Origin of the sequence: Streptomyces aurantiacus, assembly GCF_027107535.1 — a bacterium.
Taxonomy (GTDB): Bacteria; Actinomycetota; Actinomycetes; order Streptomycetales; family Streptomycetaceae; genus Streptomyces.
Genome location: NZ_CP114283.1, coordinates 1,826,628 through 1,838,910 on the forward strand (window position 1 = coordinate 1,826,628; position 12,283 = coordinate 1,838,910).

The window sequence follows — 12,283 nt, forward strand, 5'->3', positions numbered from 1 at the left end:
GCTCACCCGGCCGGGGGAGCGACCGGACCAGGAGCGTGACATGACCGTCCCCGCGACCACTCAGAACCTTGACCGCGACGGGGGCGGCGACGAGGGCCCCGACCCCCGGCTCCCGGTGACCGTGCTCTCCGGGTTTCTCGGGGCGGGCAAGACCACCCTCCTCAACCACGTCCTCGGCAACCGCGAAGGGCTGCGCGTCGCCGTCATCGTCAACGACATGAGTGAGATCAACATCGACGCCGCGCTGGTCCGCGGCGGCGAGGCCGCTCTCTCGCGTACCGAGGAACGCCTGGTCGAGATGACCAACGGCTGCATCTGCTGCACCCTGCGCGACGACCTGCTGGAGGAGATCGACCGGCTGGCCCGCGAGGACCGCTTCGACCACCTGCTCATCGAGTCGAGCGGCATCTCGGAACCGCTGCCCGTCGCCGCCACCTTCGCCTTCCCGCGCGACGACGGGGCCACGCTCGGCGACCTGGCACGCCTCGACACCATGGTCACCGTGGTCGACGCCGTGAACTTCCTGCCGGAGCTCGCGGCAGGGGACGAGCTGGCCGAGCGCGGGCTCGCCCCGTTCGAGGACGACGAGCGGACCGTCAGTGATCTGCTCGTGGACCAGGTCGAGTTCGCCGACGTCATCGTCCTCAACAAGCTCGACCTCGTCGACACGGAGACCGCCGACGAGCTGCGGGCCGCGCTGACCCGCCTCAACCCGGTGGCCCGTGTCCTTTCGGCCACACTGGGCCGCGTGGACCTGACGGAGGTGCTCGGCACGGGACTGTTCGACCTGGAGCGGGCCCAGCAGGCGCCGGGCTGGGTCATGGAGCTCAACGGCGAACACGTGCCGGAGACCGAGGAGTACGGCATCTCCAGTACGGTCTTCCGTTCCGAACTGCCCTTCCATCCGGCCCGGTTGTGGACCTTCGTCACCGAGGAACTCGACAGCGGGGCCTTCGGCCGGGTCCTGCGTTCGAAGGGGTTCTTCCGGCTGGCCAGTCGTCCGTACGTGACCGGCCTGTGGTCGCAGGCCGGCTCCGTCGCCCGCTTCGAACCGTCGGCGGCCGAGGACCCCGAGGTCGTCCCGGGGCAGGAGCTGGTCTTCATCGGCGTCGGACTGCGCGCCGAGCCCCTGCGCGCGGCGCTGACGAAGTGCCTCCTGACCCAGGCCGAACGCCCGCCGTACGACGACCCGTTCCCCGCCTGGGACACCGCGGGCATCGACGACACCTGCGAACACGAGCATGCGGCCGCCTCCTGAGGGGTGAGGAGGGGGGCGAGGGGCCCACATCCCTCAGGAGCGGGCCGTCACCGCTCCAGCGAGCGGTCCGTCACCCGTGCCAGGTGCGTGGTGAAGACCTCACGGGCCTCCGGTGTCAGCGTCCGCAGCGCGACCGCAGCTGTGATGATCACGTCGCACAGCTCGGACCGGACGTCGTCCCAGGTGTGCGACGTGCCCTTGCGAGGGTTCTGCCCGGTGACGCCGATCACCGCCTCGGCGACCTCGCCGACCTCCTCCGAAAGCTTCAACATCCGCAGCAGAAGGGCCTCTTGAGGGGGTCGGGACGGCTGGGAGCGCACCAGCCAGTCCTGGAGGCGGTCGATGGACTCCCAGAGATCGTCGTCGCTCATGGCGATCAGCCTGTCATGAGTCACTGACAGGCCGGTCCGGTCCGGTCATGGCCACGGACCCGGGGCGGACCCAGGAGCTGCCGGCCGCCGGCCGCGTCCGCCCTACGAGCCGTACGCCACGCCCTCCTCGTCGAACAACTCCCCCTGCCGGCCCTCCTTCTCGTCGCGCACCCGCTTGTAGCGGGCGCCGACCACGGCCAGCGTCGCGGCGGCCGTCCCGGCGAGGGCGACCGGCACCATCCAGCCGCGGTCGACCCGGTGCCCGAGGACATGGTCCAGGGAAAGCCGTCCGGGGCCCGTGACGGCGAGGCCCGCCGCCGCGAGTCCGAGCGACGCCGCGTGCTCGTAGCCGCCGCTCTGGGCGAAGAAGCCGTTCGGCGCATGCACCGCGGAGGCTCCCGCCATCGCCCCCGCCGCGGCCGCTCCGGCCGCCGGGGTCGCGAGGCCCAGCGCGAGCAGAGTGCCGCCGCCCGCCTCCGCCAGGCCCGCCGCGGCAGCGCTCGCCCTGCCGGGCGCGTACCCCACGGACTCCATGAACTCGCCGGTGCCGGAGATTCCGCCACCGCCGAACCAGCCGAAGAGCTTCTGTGCCCCGTGCGCCGCGAGCACTCCGCCCGTACCGAAGCGGAGCAGCAGCAGTCCCAGATCACGTCGGTCGAAAGAGGTCACGGTTCGCGTCACTCCTCGCACATCCACACTCGAACGGTCGCTTCGGTCTCGTACGCGCCTGCCCACCGTCGCACCGAACACTCACCCGGGTCCCGGCCCGCGCCGCCGTTCGGGTGGCGGGGGCGCCGGGGCGGTGTGAGTCTGGCGGACATGACGATTCAGGTTGCCAAGCTGAGCCACCCCGCCGTCCGGGACTTCGTCAGCGCCGTGAACGCCCACGACCGCGACGCCTTCCGGGCCGCCCTCGCGCCCGGCGCGACGATGTCCGACGACGGCTCGGAGCGTGACCTCGACGACTGGACCGCGCGGGAGATCTTCGACTCGCACGGTCACATGGAGGTCGACAAGGAGGCGGACGGCGGCCTCGCCCTCCTCGCCCGCTACAGCAACGACGCCTGGGGCGAGATGCGGACGAGGTGGAGCTTCACGGTCGACGACGGCGGCAGGATCACCCACTTCGCGACCGGCCAGGCGTAGCCGGACCCCCGGAGCGACCGGGGGCAGGGAACTGCCGGAGCGGCCGGGCACAGCGGCCTTCCGGCAGATCCGCGCGGCGTCCGTGCCGCACCCTCCACGCCCGGCCCACCCGAGGAGCCAACTCGGCCCACCCGAGGAGCTACCCGCGGCCCACATAGGGCATCGCGGTGGCGAGCACCGTCGCGAACTGCACGTTCGCCTCCAGGGGCAGCTCCGCCATGTGCCGCACCGTGCGGGCCACGTCGGCGACGTCCATCACGGGCTCGGGCGCCGTCTCGCCGTTCGCCTGCAGCGCTCCCGTCTGCATGCGCTCGGTCATGTCGGTCGCCGCGTTGCCGATGTCGATCTGGCCGCAGGCGATCTTGTACGAACGGCCGTCCAGGGACAGTGACTTGGTCAGGCCGGTCAGCGCGTGCTTCGTCGCCGTGTACGCAGCCGAGTGCGGGCGGGGCGTGTGCGCCGAGATCGAGCCGTTGTTGATGATCCTTCCGCCCTGCGGATCCTGCTCCTTCATCTGCCGGAACGCCGCCTGCGCACACAGGAACGCCCCGTCGAGATTCGTGCCGACCACGTGACGCCAGGCGTCGTACGGCAGTTCCTCGAACGGCACGCCCCCGGGGCCGAACGTGCCCGCGTTGTTGAAGAGCAGGTCCAGCCGCCCGAAGCGGTCCCGCGTGGCGGCGAAGAGCGCGGCCACCTCCTCGGGCCGCGCCACATCGGTGCGCACACACAGGGACGTGCTGTCCTGCCCGGACGGCTCCCCGCCGAGGGCCGCCCGCGCGAGCTCCGCCGTCTCCTCCAGCCGCTCCGCGCGACGGCCGGCGAGCGCCACCGACCAGCCGGTCCGCAGTAGTTCGACAGCCACGGCACGGCCGATGCCCGAGCCCGCGCCTGTCACGATCGCGATCTTCGTCCGATTGGCGTTCATGGCCCCGCAGGGTACGGGAGCACGTCCGACGGTCCGACATTCAGTACTCATTCGTCCGACACCCGACTGTTGTGTCCGCGACAGTCCACAGTTGACCCTGACCACTCCAATAACTGGTACAACAACTGTCAGGGGAGAGCCAGATGACAGCCTCAGGTCACCGGCGAACGAACGAGCATGCTCCCGAACTGCGGGCCGCCGCCCGTCACTTCGGGCGCCGCCGCTTCCTCACCGTCACCGGCGCGGCCGCCGCGCTCGCCTTCGCCACGAACCTGCCGACCGCGGGTGTGGCGGGCGCCGCCGAGCTCGACGCGGCGAAGATCACCGAAAACCCCTTCACCCTCGGTGTCGCCTCCGGTGACCCGCAGGCCCACTCCGTGCTGCTGTGGACCAGGCTCGCGCCGACCCCGTACCAGGCCGACTCCGGCCTCCCGCCGGAACGCGTCCTCGTGCGCTGGGAGTTGGCCCGCGACGAGCGGTTCCGTCACGTGATCAGACGTGGCGCGGCCGTCGCCCACCCCGAGTTCCACCACTCCGTGCACGTCGAGGTCGGACACCTCGACTCCGACCGGGTCTTCTACTACCGCTTCCGGGTGGGCAGTTGGATCAGCGAGGTCGGCAGAACGCGCACCGCGCCCTCGTCCCGCGCGGACGTCTCCGAACTGAAGCTGGCCGCGGTCTCCTGCCAGGCCTACCACGACGGGTACTTCACCGCGTTCGGTCATCTCGCCGAGGAAGACGTCGACGTGGTGTTCCACGTCGGCGACTACCTCTACGAGTACGCGGTCAACTCCGTGGGCGGCGCCCGCAACTACACCGACCGCGTACTGCCCGACCTCTTCAACAGGGAGACCATCACCCTGGAGGACTACCGACTGCAGTACGCCCTCTACAAGACCGACCCCGACCTGATAGCCGTGCACGCCAAGCACCCCTTCGTGGTCACCTGGGACGACCACGAGGTCGAGAACAACTACGCGGACGACATACCGGAGAACGCCGTACCGCCGGAGGAGTTCCTGCTGCGCCGCGCCGCCGGCTACCGCGCCTACTGGGAGAACCTGCCGCTGCGCCGCCCGCAGCGGCCCGAGGGCACCGACATGCAGCTCTACCGCCGCCTGAACTGGGGCCGGCTCGCGCAGTTCGACATCCTCGACACCCGGCAGTACCGCTCGGACCAGGCGTACGGCGACGGAGCCGACGTCCCCGGCCCCGAGACGGACGACCCGTCGCGCACGATCACCGGTGAGACGCAGGAACGCTGGCTGCTCGACGGCTGGCACGCCTCGAAGGCGCTGTGGAACGTGCTCCCGCAGCAAGTCATCTTCTCCCAGCGGAAATTCGACCTGACCGTGCCGTCCCGGGTGTCCATGGACGCGTGGGACGGCTACCGGGCCTCGCGCGCGCGGGTACTGGCCGGCGCGAAGTCCGCCGGGATCGACAACCTGATGGTGTTCACCGGGGACGTCCACGTCGGGTACGCCTTCGACATCAAGGACGACTTCGACGACCCCGCGTCCAGGACGCTCGGTACGGAGATCGTGACCACCTCCGTCACCAGCGGCCGGGACGGTGCGGAGAAGCCCGCCAACTGGGACACGTACATGCAGGCCAACCCGCATCTGAAGTTCTACAACGGGCGGCGCGGCTACACGACGGTGCGGCTCGGGCGGGAGTCGGCGCGGGCCGACTTCAAGACGGTGGCGGCCGTGACGACGCCGGGGGCGCCGATCACGACCGCCGCGTCGTTCGTCACCGAGGTCGGTGATCAGGGGCTGAAGCCGGCGTAGGGCTCCGCCGGGGGGGGCGGGGGACTGCGGTGGTTCGTCGGCCGCGGGGCCGTCGTGGCCGGTCGCGCAGTTCCCCGCGCCCCTTGAGAACCGCGCAGTTCCCCGCGCCCCTGGAAGACCGCGCAGTTCCCCGCGCCCCGAGAACTCCAGGCCGTCAGGCGGGTTCTCCCGGGTAGTGGACGCCCACGTTGTGGCGGACCGCGTCCAGGGTGCGCATGACCGCAAGGGAGCCGTCGAGGGGGACCAGCGGGGACTCGGTCTCGCCCGCGCGCAGACAGCGCATGACCTCGACGGCCTCGTGCTTGAGGCTGGCTCGGGTGCCGTCGCTCGCGCTCGCCGTGAACTCCTCCGGGTCACGGCCGTCGCGGTGCAGCAGGAAACGGTCGGTGTGGAAGAAGCCGTACGGGATGTCGATGCGGCCCTCGGACCCGGTGACGGACGCCGAGGTCGACGTGCCGCCCACCAGGGAGCAGTGCAGCGAAGCGAGCGCGCCGCTCTCCCAGGAGAGCAGCATGCCCGTCTGGAGATCGACGCCCTCCTCCGACAGCACCGCCCGCGCCGTCACCTCGGAGGGCTCCCCGAGCAGCAGGTGCGCGAACGACACCGGGTAGACACCGAGGTCGAGGAGGGCGCCGCCGCCCTGCGCCGGATCGCGCAGCCGGTGGGTGGGAGGGAAGGGCCCCGACAGCCCGAAGTCGGCCTGCACCGTGCGGACCTCTCCGATCGCCCCCTCGTCGACCAGTGCCTTGAGGCGCCGGATCAGCGGGTTGCAGTACATCCACATGGCCTCCATCAGGAAGCTCCCGCGCTCCTTCGCGAGGCCGACCAGTTCCTCGGCCTCGCGCGAGTTCAGCGTGAACGCCTTCTCGCAGAGCACGTTGCGCCCCGCCTCCAGGCACAGTCCGGCCGCCGCCCGGTGCGCCGAGTGCGGAGTCGCCACGTACACGACGTCCACGTCCTCGTCCGCCGCGAGGGACTCCCAGTCCCCGTACGCCCGGGGTATCCCGAACCGCTCCGCGAACGTCTTCGCCGACTCCTCGGTGCGCGACGCCACCGCCACCACCTCGGCGTCCGGCAGATCGATGAGATCCGCAGTGAACGCCGCAGCGATCCCACCGGTCGCCAGCACACCCCACCGCACGCGTTCCTCCGCCATCCCCAAACCCCTCGCTCCGTGAGCACAAGACCCGACGGTCGACGACTCGATGGTCTCGACCACCTGTACGAGCTGAGAGCATAGGTGGCGGATTCCACAGACAGGGAGGGGCACATGCCCGAGCGGGGCCGCACCACGCGGGACCAGGACGGCCGGAAGGCACACATACCGAGCGCGGCGGTCACCGAAGAGAGCACGACCGCCGCCGCGGCGCCGCCGATCCCGCCACCGGGCGCCCGCCGCTCCGTGGGACTCCTGGTCACGCTCATCCTGGGCGGTCTCACCGCCGTACCGCCGCTGTCCATGGACATGTACCTCCCGGCGCTCCCCGAGGTCACCGACGCCCTGCACGCGTCGGCGGCCACCGTGCAGCTGACACTCACCGCGTGCCTCGCCGGCATGGCGCTCGGGCAGCTGGTCGTCGGCCCGATGAGCGACAAGTGGGGACGGCGGCGGCCCCTGATCGCCGGCCTGCTCGTCTACATCGCGGCCACCGCCGTGTGCGCGCTCGCCCCCACCATCGAACTGCTCATCGCCTTCCGGCTGCTCCAGGGCCTCGCGGGCGCCGCCGGGATCGTCATCGCCCGGGCCGTCGTACGCGACCTGTACGACGGCGTGGACATGGCACGGTTCTTCTCCACGCTCATGCTGATCTCCGGGGTCGCGCCGATCATCGCGCCCCTCATCGGCGGGCAGGTCCTGCGGATCACCGACTGGCGGGGCGTCTTCTACATCCTGACCGTCATCGGAATCCTGCTGACCGTCGTCGTCTGGCGGCTGCTGCCCGAGACCCTCCCGCCCGGGCGCCGCCACGCCGGCGGCACCGCCGAGGCCCTGCGCACCATGCGCGGCCTGCTCGCCGACCGCGTCTTCACCGGCTACATGCTCACGGGCGGCTTCGCCTTCGCCGCGCTCTTCGCGTACATCTCCGCGTCGCCGTTCGTGATCCAGGAGATCTACGGAGCCTCCCCGCAGACGTACAGCATCCTCTTCGGCGTCAACTCCATCGGGCTCGTGATCGTCGGCCAGATCAACGGCAAGATCCTCGTCGGCCGGGTCAGCCTCGACAAGGCACTCGGCGTCGGACTCGCGATCATCACCGTCGCGTCGGCCGCGCTGCTCCTGATGGCCACCGGCGCCTTCGGCGAGGTGGGACTGGTCCCCATCGCCGTCGGACTCTTCGTCCTCATGTCGGCGATGAGCCTGTGCATGCCCAACACCAACGCGCTCGCCCTGATGCGCACCCGGCACTCCGCGGGCTCCGCGTCCGCCCTGCTCGGTACCTCCTCGTTCCTCGTCGGCGCGATCGCCACCCCCCTGGTCGGCGTCGCCGGGGAGCACACGGCCGTCCCGATGGCCGTCGTCCAGCTCGCGTGTTCACTGGTGGCCGTCGGCTGCTTCATGGCACTGTGCCGTCCCTGGCGGAATCAGACGGACGCGAAGGGAGCAGGCAGCTGAGCGCACCGCGACTGCGCCCCGGCACGCCGGAACGCGCCGGGCTCGACCCGGAGGAACTCGACCGTCTCGTACGGGAGTTCCGTCGGCTCACCGACGGGGACCGGCCCTGGGCGGCGGGCGCCGTGCTCGTCGCCGGGCGGGGGCCCGTGATCGCCGTCGAGGAGTCGGCGGGATGGGCCGCACGGTACTGCGCGTACGACGAGGAGACGGACGCCGGCGTGGAGCTGCCGCGCGGGGCGTGGGTGCCGGCGACGGCGCGCACGCCCTTCGACCTGGCGTCCCTCACGAAACTCTTCACGAGCGTCGCCGCGGTGCAGCAGCTTGAGCGCGGCACGCTGGGCATCGACGCCCGGGTGGGGGCGTACCTGCCGGGCTTCACGGCGGCCGCCGAGTACGGCATCACCGTGCGGCACCTGCTCACCCACACCTCCGGGCTGCGGCCCGAGCTCCCGCTGTACGACTGCCCGGACGACAGGGCGCGGCTCGCCATGCTGCGGGCCGAGAAGCCGGTGACGGCGCCCGGCGGCGCGTACACCTACTCGGATCTCAACATGCTGCTCCTCCAGCAGGTCCTGGAACGGATCACCCGGCGCCCGCTGGACGTCCTCGTCAGGGACGGGATCACCCGGCCGCTCGGCATGACCGCCACCGGATTCGGGCCCTGCGCGGACGCGGCCGCGACGGAGGACCAGCGCCGGCCCTGGGCCAAGGCGGACCGCGGGATGCTGCGGGGCGTGGTCCACGACGAGAACGCGTGGGCGCTCGGCGGGGTCGCGGGCCACGCGGGCCTCTTCTCGACGGCGGGCGACCTCGCGGTCTTCTGCCGCACCCTGCTGGCGGGCGGCTCCTACGGCACCGCCCGGATCCTCGGCCCCGACTACGTCGAGCTCCTCCTGTCGCCGCCCGGGCTCGGATTCGCCCTCGACAGTCCGTCGTTCATGGGCGCGCTCTCCGGCCGCGGAGCCGCGGGCCACACCGGCTTCACGGGTACGTCACTGGTGATGGACCCGGCGACGGACACGTTCCTCGTCCTCCTCGCCAACACCGTCCACCCGCGCCGCCGGCCCCCGGACAACGGACCTCGCGCGGCGGCGGCCACCCGGCTGGCCAGGGCGGTACGGGGAGCGTGAGAGCCGCACCGCTCGGGGACTGCGAGGCCCGGTGCGCGACGCCCGCGGAATCCCGGGCCCGTAGCCCTCGTAGAATTCCCTCGTGACCGCCCCCGTTTCCCCAGCCGAGACCCTGCGCGCGGCCCTTGCGGGGCTGCTCGACGGCCTGCCGCCGAAGGTGGCCGCGCAGGCCGTCGACCGGCTGATCGCGAACTACCGGGGGACCACTCCGACGGACGCCCCGATCCTGCGCGACCGCGCGGACGTGGCCGCGTACGCCGCGTACCGGATGCCCGCGACCTTCGAGGCCGTACGGGCCGCGCTGGACGCCTTCGCGGACGCCGCGCCGGAGTGGGTGCCGGGCAGCCACGTCGACGTCGGCGGCGGCACGGGGGCGGCGACCTGGGCCGTGAACGCCACCTGGCCCGAGGAGCGGCCGGTGACCGTGCTCGACTGGGCCGACCCCGCGCTCGCCCTCGGCCGTGAACTCGCCTCGCACCACCCGCTGTTGAAGTCGGCCGAGTGGCACCGCGCCCGGATCGGGGCGGCGCTCGCCATCGAGAGCACCGACCTCGTCACGGTGTCGTACGTACTCGGCGAGCTGACGGAGTCCGCCCGCACCGCCGTCGTGGACGCGGCGGCGGCCGCCGCTCCGGCCGTCGTGATCATCGAGCCCGGCACGCCGGACGGGTACCTCCGGATCATCGAGGCACGCGACCGCCTCATCGGCGCCGGCTTCCACATCGCCGCCCCCTGCCCGCACAGCTCGGCCTGCCCCATCGTCGCGGGCGAGGACTGGTGCCACTTCTCGGCCCGGGTCAGCCGATCCTCCCTGCACCGGCAGGTCAAGGGCGGCTCACTGGCGTACGAAGACGAGAAGTTCAGCTACGTCGCCGCCACGCGCTTCCCGGCGACCCCGGCGCCGTCGCGGGTCGTGCGGCGGCCGCAGATCCGCAAGGGCCAGGTGCTCCTGGACCTGTGCGAGACGCAGGAGCGCCTCGGCCGCTCGACGGTGACGAAGCGCCACGGCCTCCTCTACAAGGCGGCCCGCGACGCGGACTGGGGCGACAGCTGGCCGCCGGCCTAGCGCCCGACAACCCCGCCGGCCCGGCGTTCAGACAGCACGGCGGCCCGTCCGGGAGGCTTCCGCCTCCGGCCGGGCCGGGCCGCGTCTCCCCGCCGTACGCTCACGGCGTCTCGCCCGTCGCCTCCTCCTCCGGCGCGTCGCGAGCCGTGCCCTCCTGGGCCGCCTGCTTCTCCTGGAACCTGCGCAGCAGTTCCTTCTTCCGGTCCTGCGGGTCGATCCCGCCGCCCACCTGCTTGCCCCGGCCACCGCCACGCAGCGCCTTGCGGCTCAGGTTGCTGCGGCTGCCGCCGACTCCCAGCATGTTTCCGGCTCCACCTCGGCTCATCACGGCCTCCTCCCACTCGACCCAACGAGACGAACCGTCTCGATTCAGTGACTCCACTGTCCGGCGAGACGTATCGTCTTGTCAACCTGTTAAGTTCGACCCATGGCCCAAAAGTCCGCTCAGCCCCAGCAGAAGCCCGCCCCCGACTCGGCCCGGCGCAGCGAGAGGTCCCGCCGCGCGATCTACGACGCCGCCCTCGCACTCGTGACCGAGGTCGGCTATCCCAAGACGACCATCGAGGGCATCGCCGCCCGCGCCGGCGTCGGCAAGCAGACGATCTACCGCTGGTGGTCGTCGAAGGCCGAGGTCCTCCTCGAGGCGTTCCTCGACCTGAGCGCCCGGGCGGCCGAGGATGCGGCCCGGCCCGAGGTCATCGGGGAGTACGCGGAGTACGGGATCCCGGACACCGGTGACCTGGAGGCGGACCTCAAGGCGGTCCTGCGCGCCACCGTCGACGAACTGCTCGACCCCAGGTTCGAGGCCCCGTCACGGGCCCTGGCGGCCGAGGGCGTCGTCAACGAACAGGTCGGCCGCGAGTTCGTCGGCAGGCTCCTCGAACCCCAGCTCCAGCTGTACGTGAAGCGTCTGCGCGCCGCCCAGGAGCAGGGTGCCGTACGCCCCGACGTCGACCCCCGCATCGCCCTGGAACTCTTCGTCTCGCCGCTCGCCCAGCGCTGGCTCCAGTACACGGGCCCCATCTCGTACGAGTACACGGACAAGCTCGTCGAGTATGCACTCCACGGCCTCGCTCCCCGCTGAGTGCGGGCCCGCACGGGCGCCCACGGCCAAGTCCTCGTCCCGCGTCCTCGTGAGCGGGTCCGAGGCCTCACCCGCGTCGTGCCAGCCGTCCCGGCGCGTCCGTGATGATGCCGTCGCAGCCGAGCGCGAGGGCCCGGTCGCGCTGCGCGCGGGTCACCACCGTGTGCGCCCACACGCGCGGGATGCCGGACCTGACGGCCCGTACGAGATCGCGGTCACGGGCCCTGTGGTCCACGTCCAGGACGTCCACGAACGGGCGCCACCGCTCCGGCCGGTCCGTACGCATCTGCCGGGCCGACCGCCACAACTGTGAGAGCAGGCCCATGCGGTGGGTGCGCAGGGCCACCGCGGGATGGTTGGAGTTGACCAGCACCGAGCGGGTCAGGCCGCGTGCCCTGACCATGGCGGCGAGGGCCCCCAGACTCCGCGGGTCCTTCGCCTCCAGCATCAGCACCACCCGCCCGCCGAAACGGTCCAGCACCTCGGCGAGCGTCGGCGGGCGCTCCGAACGCCAGCTGCCCGGCAGCGCGGCCCGGGGGCGCAGCCGCACGCCCTGCCAGTCCCGCCGGTCCAGCGCGTGCACAGGGCCGCCCATGTAGGTCGTGCGGTTCAGGGTCGCGTCGTGCATGACCACCACCGTCCCGTCGCGCAGCATCCGGGTGTCCAGGTCGAGCACCTGGGCCGTCCCGCGCTCGTACGCGGTCATGAGCCCCGACATGCTGTTCTCCGGGACCTCCCGGGCGCCGCCGCGGTGCGCCGTGTAGACGACGCGGGGGAGCGCGGCCACCGTCAGCGGGCCGGCGCCCCATTCCAGCGGAGCGACCGCCCCGGCCTGCCCCACGAGAGCCAGTGACGTGAGACCGGCGATGCCCGTCAGCGCAGTCCGTGTGACCATG

Annotated in this window: 13 protein-coding genes; 7 read left to right on the top strand and 6 right to left on the bottom strand. The window is 72.0% G+C overall.

Annotation, left to right across the window (positions count from 1 at the left end; translation table 11 throughout):
* Nucleotides 1-40 precede the first annotated feature (40 nt).
* Entirely contained in the window at nt 41-1,258 is a 1,218-nt protein-coding gene (locus tag O1Q96_RS09755; RefSeq protein WP_269247781.1) for a GTP-binding protein, read from the top strand.
* A 47-nt stretch (nt 1,259-1,305) separates the two neighbouring features.
* Here the strand turns inward: O1Q96_RS09755 and O1Q96_RS09760 are convergent, their stop codons facing one another.
* Nucleotides 1,306-1,629 (bottom strand): MazG-like family protein, encoded by a 324-nt coding sequence (locus O1Q96_RS09760; protein WP_269247782.1) that lies wholly within the window; start codon nt 1,627-1,629, stop codon nt 1,306-1,308.
* Nucleotides 1,630-1,731: 102 nt separating this feature from the next.
* A complete protein-coding gene (locus O1Q96_RS09765) occupies nt 1,732-2,298 on the bottom strand; it encodes a DoxX family membrane protein (protein WP_269247783.1) in 567 nt (188 codons plus the stop codon).
* Between the two features lie 150 nt (nt 2,299-2,448).
* On the opposite strand from O1Q96_RS09765, the gene O1Q96_RS09770 reads away from it, so the two are divergent.
* A complete protein-coding gene (locus O1Q96_RS09770) occupies nt 2,449-2,775 on the top strand; it encodes a nuclear transport factor 2 family protein (protein ID WP_269247784.1) in 327 nt (108 codons plus the stop codon).
* Nucleotides 2,776-2,914: 139 nt separating this feature from the next.
* Here the strand turns inward: O1Q96_RS09770 and O1Q96_RS09775 are convergent, their stop codons facing one another.
* A complete protein-coding gene (locus tag O1Q96_RS09775; protein ID WP_269247785.1) occupies nt 2,915-3,703 on the bottom strand; it encodes an SDR family oxidoreductase in 789 nt (262 codons plus the stop codon).
* Nucleotides 3,704-3,846: 143 nt separating this feature from the next.
* On the opposite strand from O1Q96_RS09775, the gene O1Q96_RS09780 reads away from it, so the two are divergent.
* The gene (locus O1Q96_RS09780) at nt 3,847-5,493 is read left to right on the top strand and encodes an alkaline phosphatase D family protein (RefSeq protein ID WP_269247786.1); all 1,647 of its coding nucleotides are present in this window, start codon (nt 3,847-3,849) and stop codon (nt 5,491-5,493) included.
* 154 nt (nt 5,494-5,647) lie between these two features.
* On the opposite strand, the gene O1Q96_RS09785 is transcribed toward O1Q96_RS09780, so the two are convergent.
* Entirely contained in the window at nt 5,648-6,649 is a 1,002-nt protein-coding gene (locus O1Q96_RS09785) for a Gfo/Idh/MocA family protein (RefSeq protein WP_269247787.1), read from the bottom strand.
* Nucleotides 6,650-6,763: 114 nt separating this feature from the next.
* Between O1Q96_RS09785 and O1Q96_RS09790 the strand changes: the two genes are divergently transcribed.
* The 3 genes from O1Q96_RS09790 (at nt 6,764) to O1Q96_RS09800 (ending at nt 10,303) form a co-directional block, all read left to right on the top strand.
* Nucleotides 6,764-8,107, top strand: coding sequence for a Bcr/CflA family multidrug efflux MFS transporter (locus O1Q96_RS09790; RefSeq protein ID WP_269247788.1), 1,344 nt, complete (start codon nt 6,764-6,766; stop codon nt 8,105-8,107).
* Entirely contained in the window at nt 8,059-9,237 is a 1,179-nt protein-coding gene (locus O1Q96_RS09795) for a serine hydrolase domain-containing protein (RefSeq protein WP_269247789.1), read from the top strand. Before O1Q96_RS09790 ends, O1Q96_RS09795 begins: the two co-directional genes overlap by 49 nt.
* Nucleotides 9,238-9,319: 82 nt before the next feature.
* Nucleotides 9,320-10,303 (top strand): small ribosomal subunit Rsm22 family protein, encoded by a 984-nt coding sequence (locus tag O1Q96_RS09800; RefSeq protein ID WP_269247790.1) that lies wholly within the window; start codon nt 9,320-9,322, stop codon nt 10,301-10,303.
* A gap of 100 nt (nt 10,304-10,403) precedes the next feature.
* Here O1Q96_RS09800 and O1Q96_RS09805 read toward each other — a convergent pair whose 3' ends face one another.
* The gene (locus O1Q96_RS09805) at nt 10,404-10,628 is read right to left on the bottom strand and encodes a DUF6243 family protein (RefSeq protein WP_269247791.1); all 225 of its coding nucleotides are present in this window, start codon (nt 10,626-10,628) and stop codon (nt 10,404-10,406) included.
* 102 nt (nt 10,629-10,730) lie between these two features.
* Here O1Q96_RS09805 and O1Q96_RS09810 point away from each other — a divergent pair, with 102 nt between their 5' ends.
* Nucleotides 10,731-11,387: a TetR/AcrR family transcriptional regulator gene (locus O1Q96_RS09810; protein WP_269247792.1), complete on the top strand. Its 657-nt coding sequence runs from the start codon at nt 10,731-10,733 to the stop codon at nt 11,385-11,387.
* Between the two features lie 67 nt (nt 11,388-11,454).
* Here the strand turns inward: O1Q96_RS09810 and O1Q96_RS09815 are convergent, their stop codons facing one another.
* Nucleotides 11,455-12,282, bottom strand: coding sequence for a glycerophosphodiester phosphodiesterase (locus O1Q96_RS09815; protein WP_269247793.1), 828 nt, complete (start codon nt 12,280-12,282; stop codon nt 11,455-11,457).
* Between the last annotated feature and the right edge of the window lies 1 nt (nt 12,283).

Coding starts and splice junctions, on each gene's coding strand:
- O1Q96_RS09755 (WP_269247781.1), top strand. CDS start 41: ATGACCGTCCCCGCGACCACTCAGAACCTTGACCGCGACGGGGGCGGC.
- O1Q96_RS09760 (WP_269247782.1), bottom strand. CDS start 1,629: ATGAGCGACGACGATCTCTGGGAGTCCATCGACCGCCTCCAGGACTGG.
- O1Q96_RS09770 (WP_269247784.1), top strand. CDS start 2,449: ATGACGATTCAGGTTGCCAAGCTGAGCCACCCCGCCGTCCGGGACTTC.
- O1Q96_RS09775 (WP_269247785.1), bottom strand. CDS start 3,703: ATGAACGCCAATCGGACGAAGATCGCGATCGTGACAGGCGCGGGCTCG.
- O1Q96_RS09780 (WP_269247786.1), top strand. CDS start 3,847: ATGACAGCCTCAGGTCACCGGCGAACGAACGAGCATGCTCCCGAACTG.
- O1Q96_RS09785 (WP_269247787.1), bottom strand. CDS start 6,649: ATGGCGGAGGAACGCGTGCGGTGGGGTGTGCTGGCGACCGGTGGGATC.
- O1Q96_RS09790 (WP_269247788.1), top strand. CDS start 6,764: ATGCCCGAGCGGGGCCGCACCACGCGGGACCAGGACGGCCGGAAGGCA.
- O1Q96_RS09805 (WP_269247791.1), bottom strand. CDS start 10,628: ATGAGCCGAGGTGGAGCCGGAAACATGCTGGGAGTCGGCGGCAGCCGC.
- O1Q96_RS09810 (WP_269247792.1), top strand. CDS start 10,731: ATGGCCCAAAAGTCCGCTCAGCCCCAGCAGAAGCCCGCCCCCGACTCG.
- O1Q96_RS09815 (WP_269247793.1), bottom strand. CDS start 12,282: ATGGTCACACGGACTGCGCTGACGGGCATCGCCGGTCTCACGTCACTG.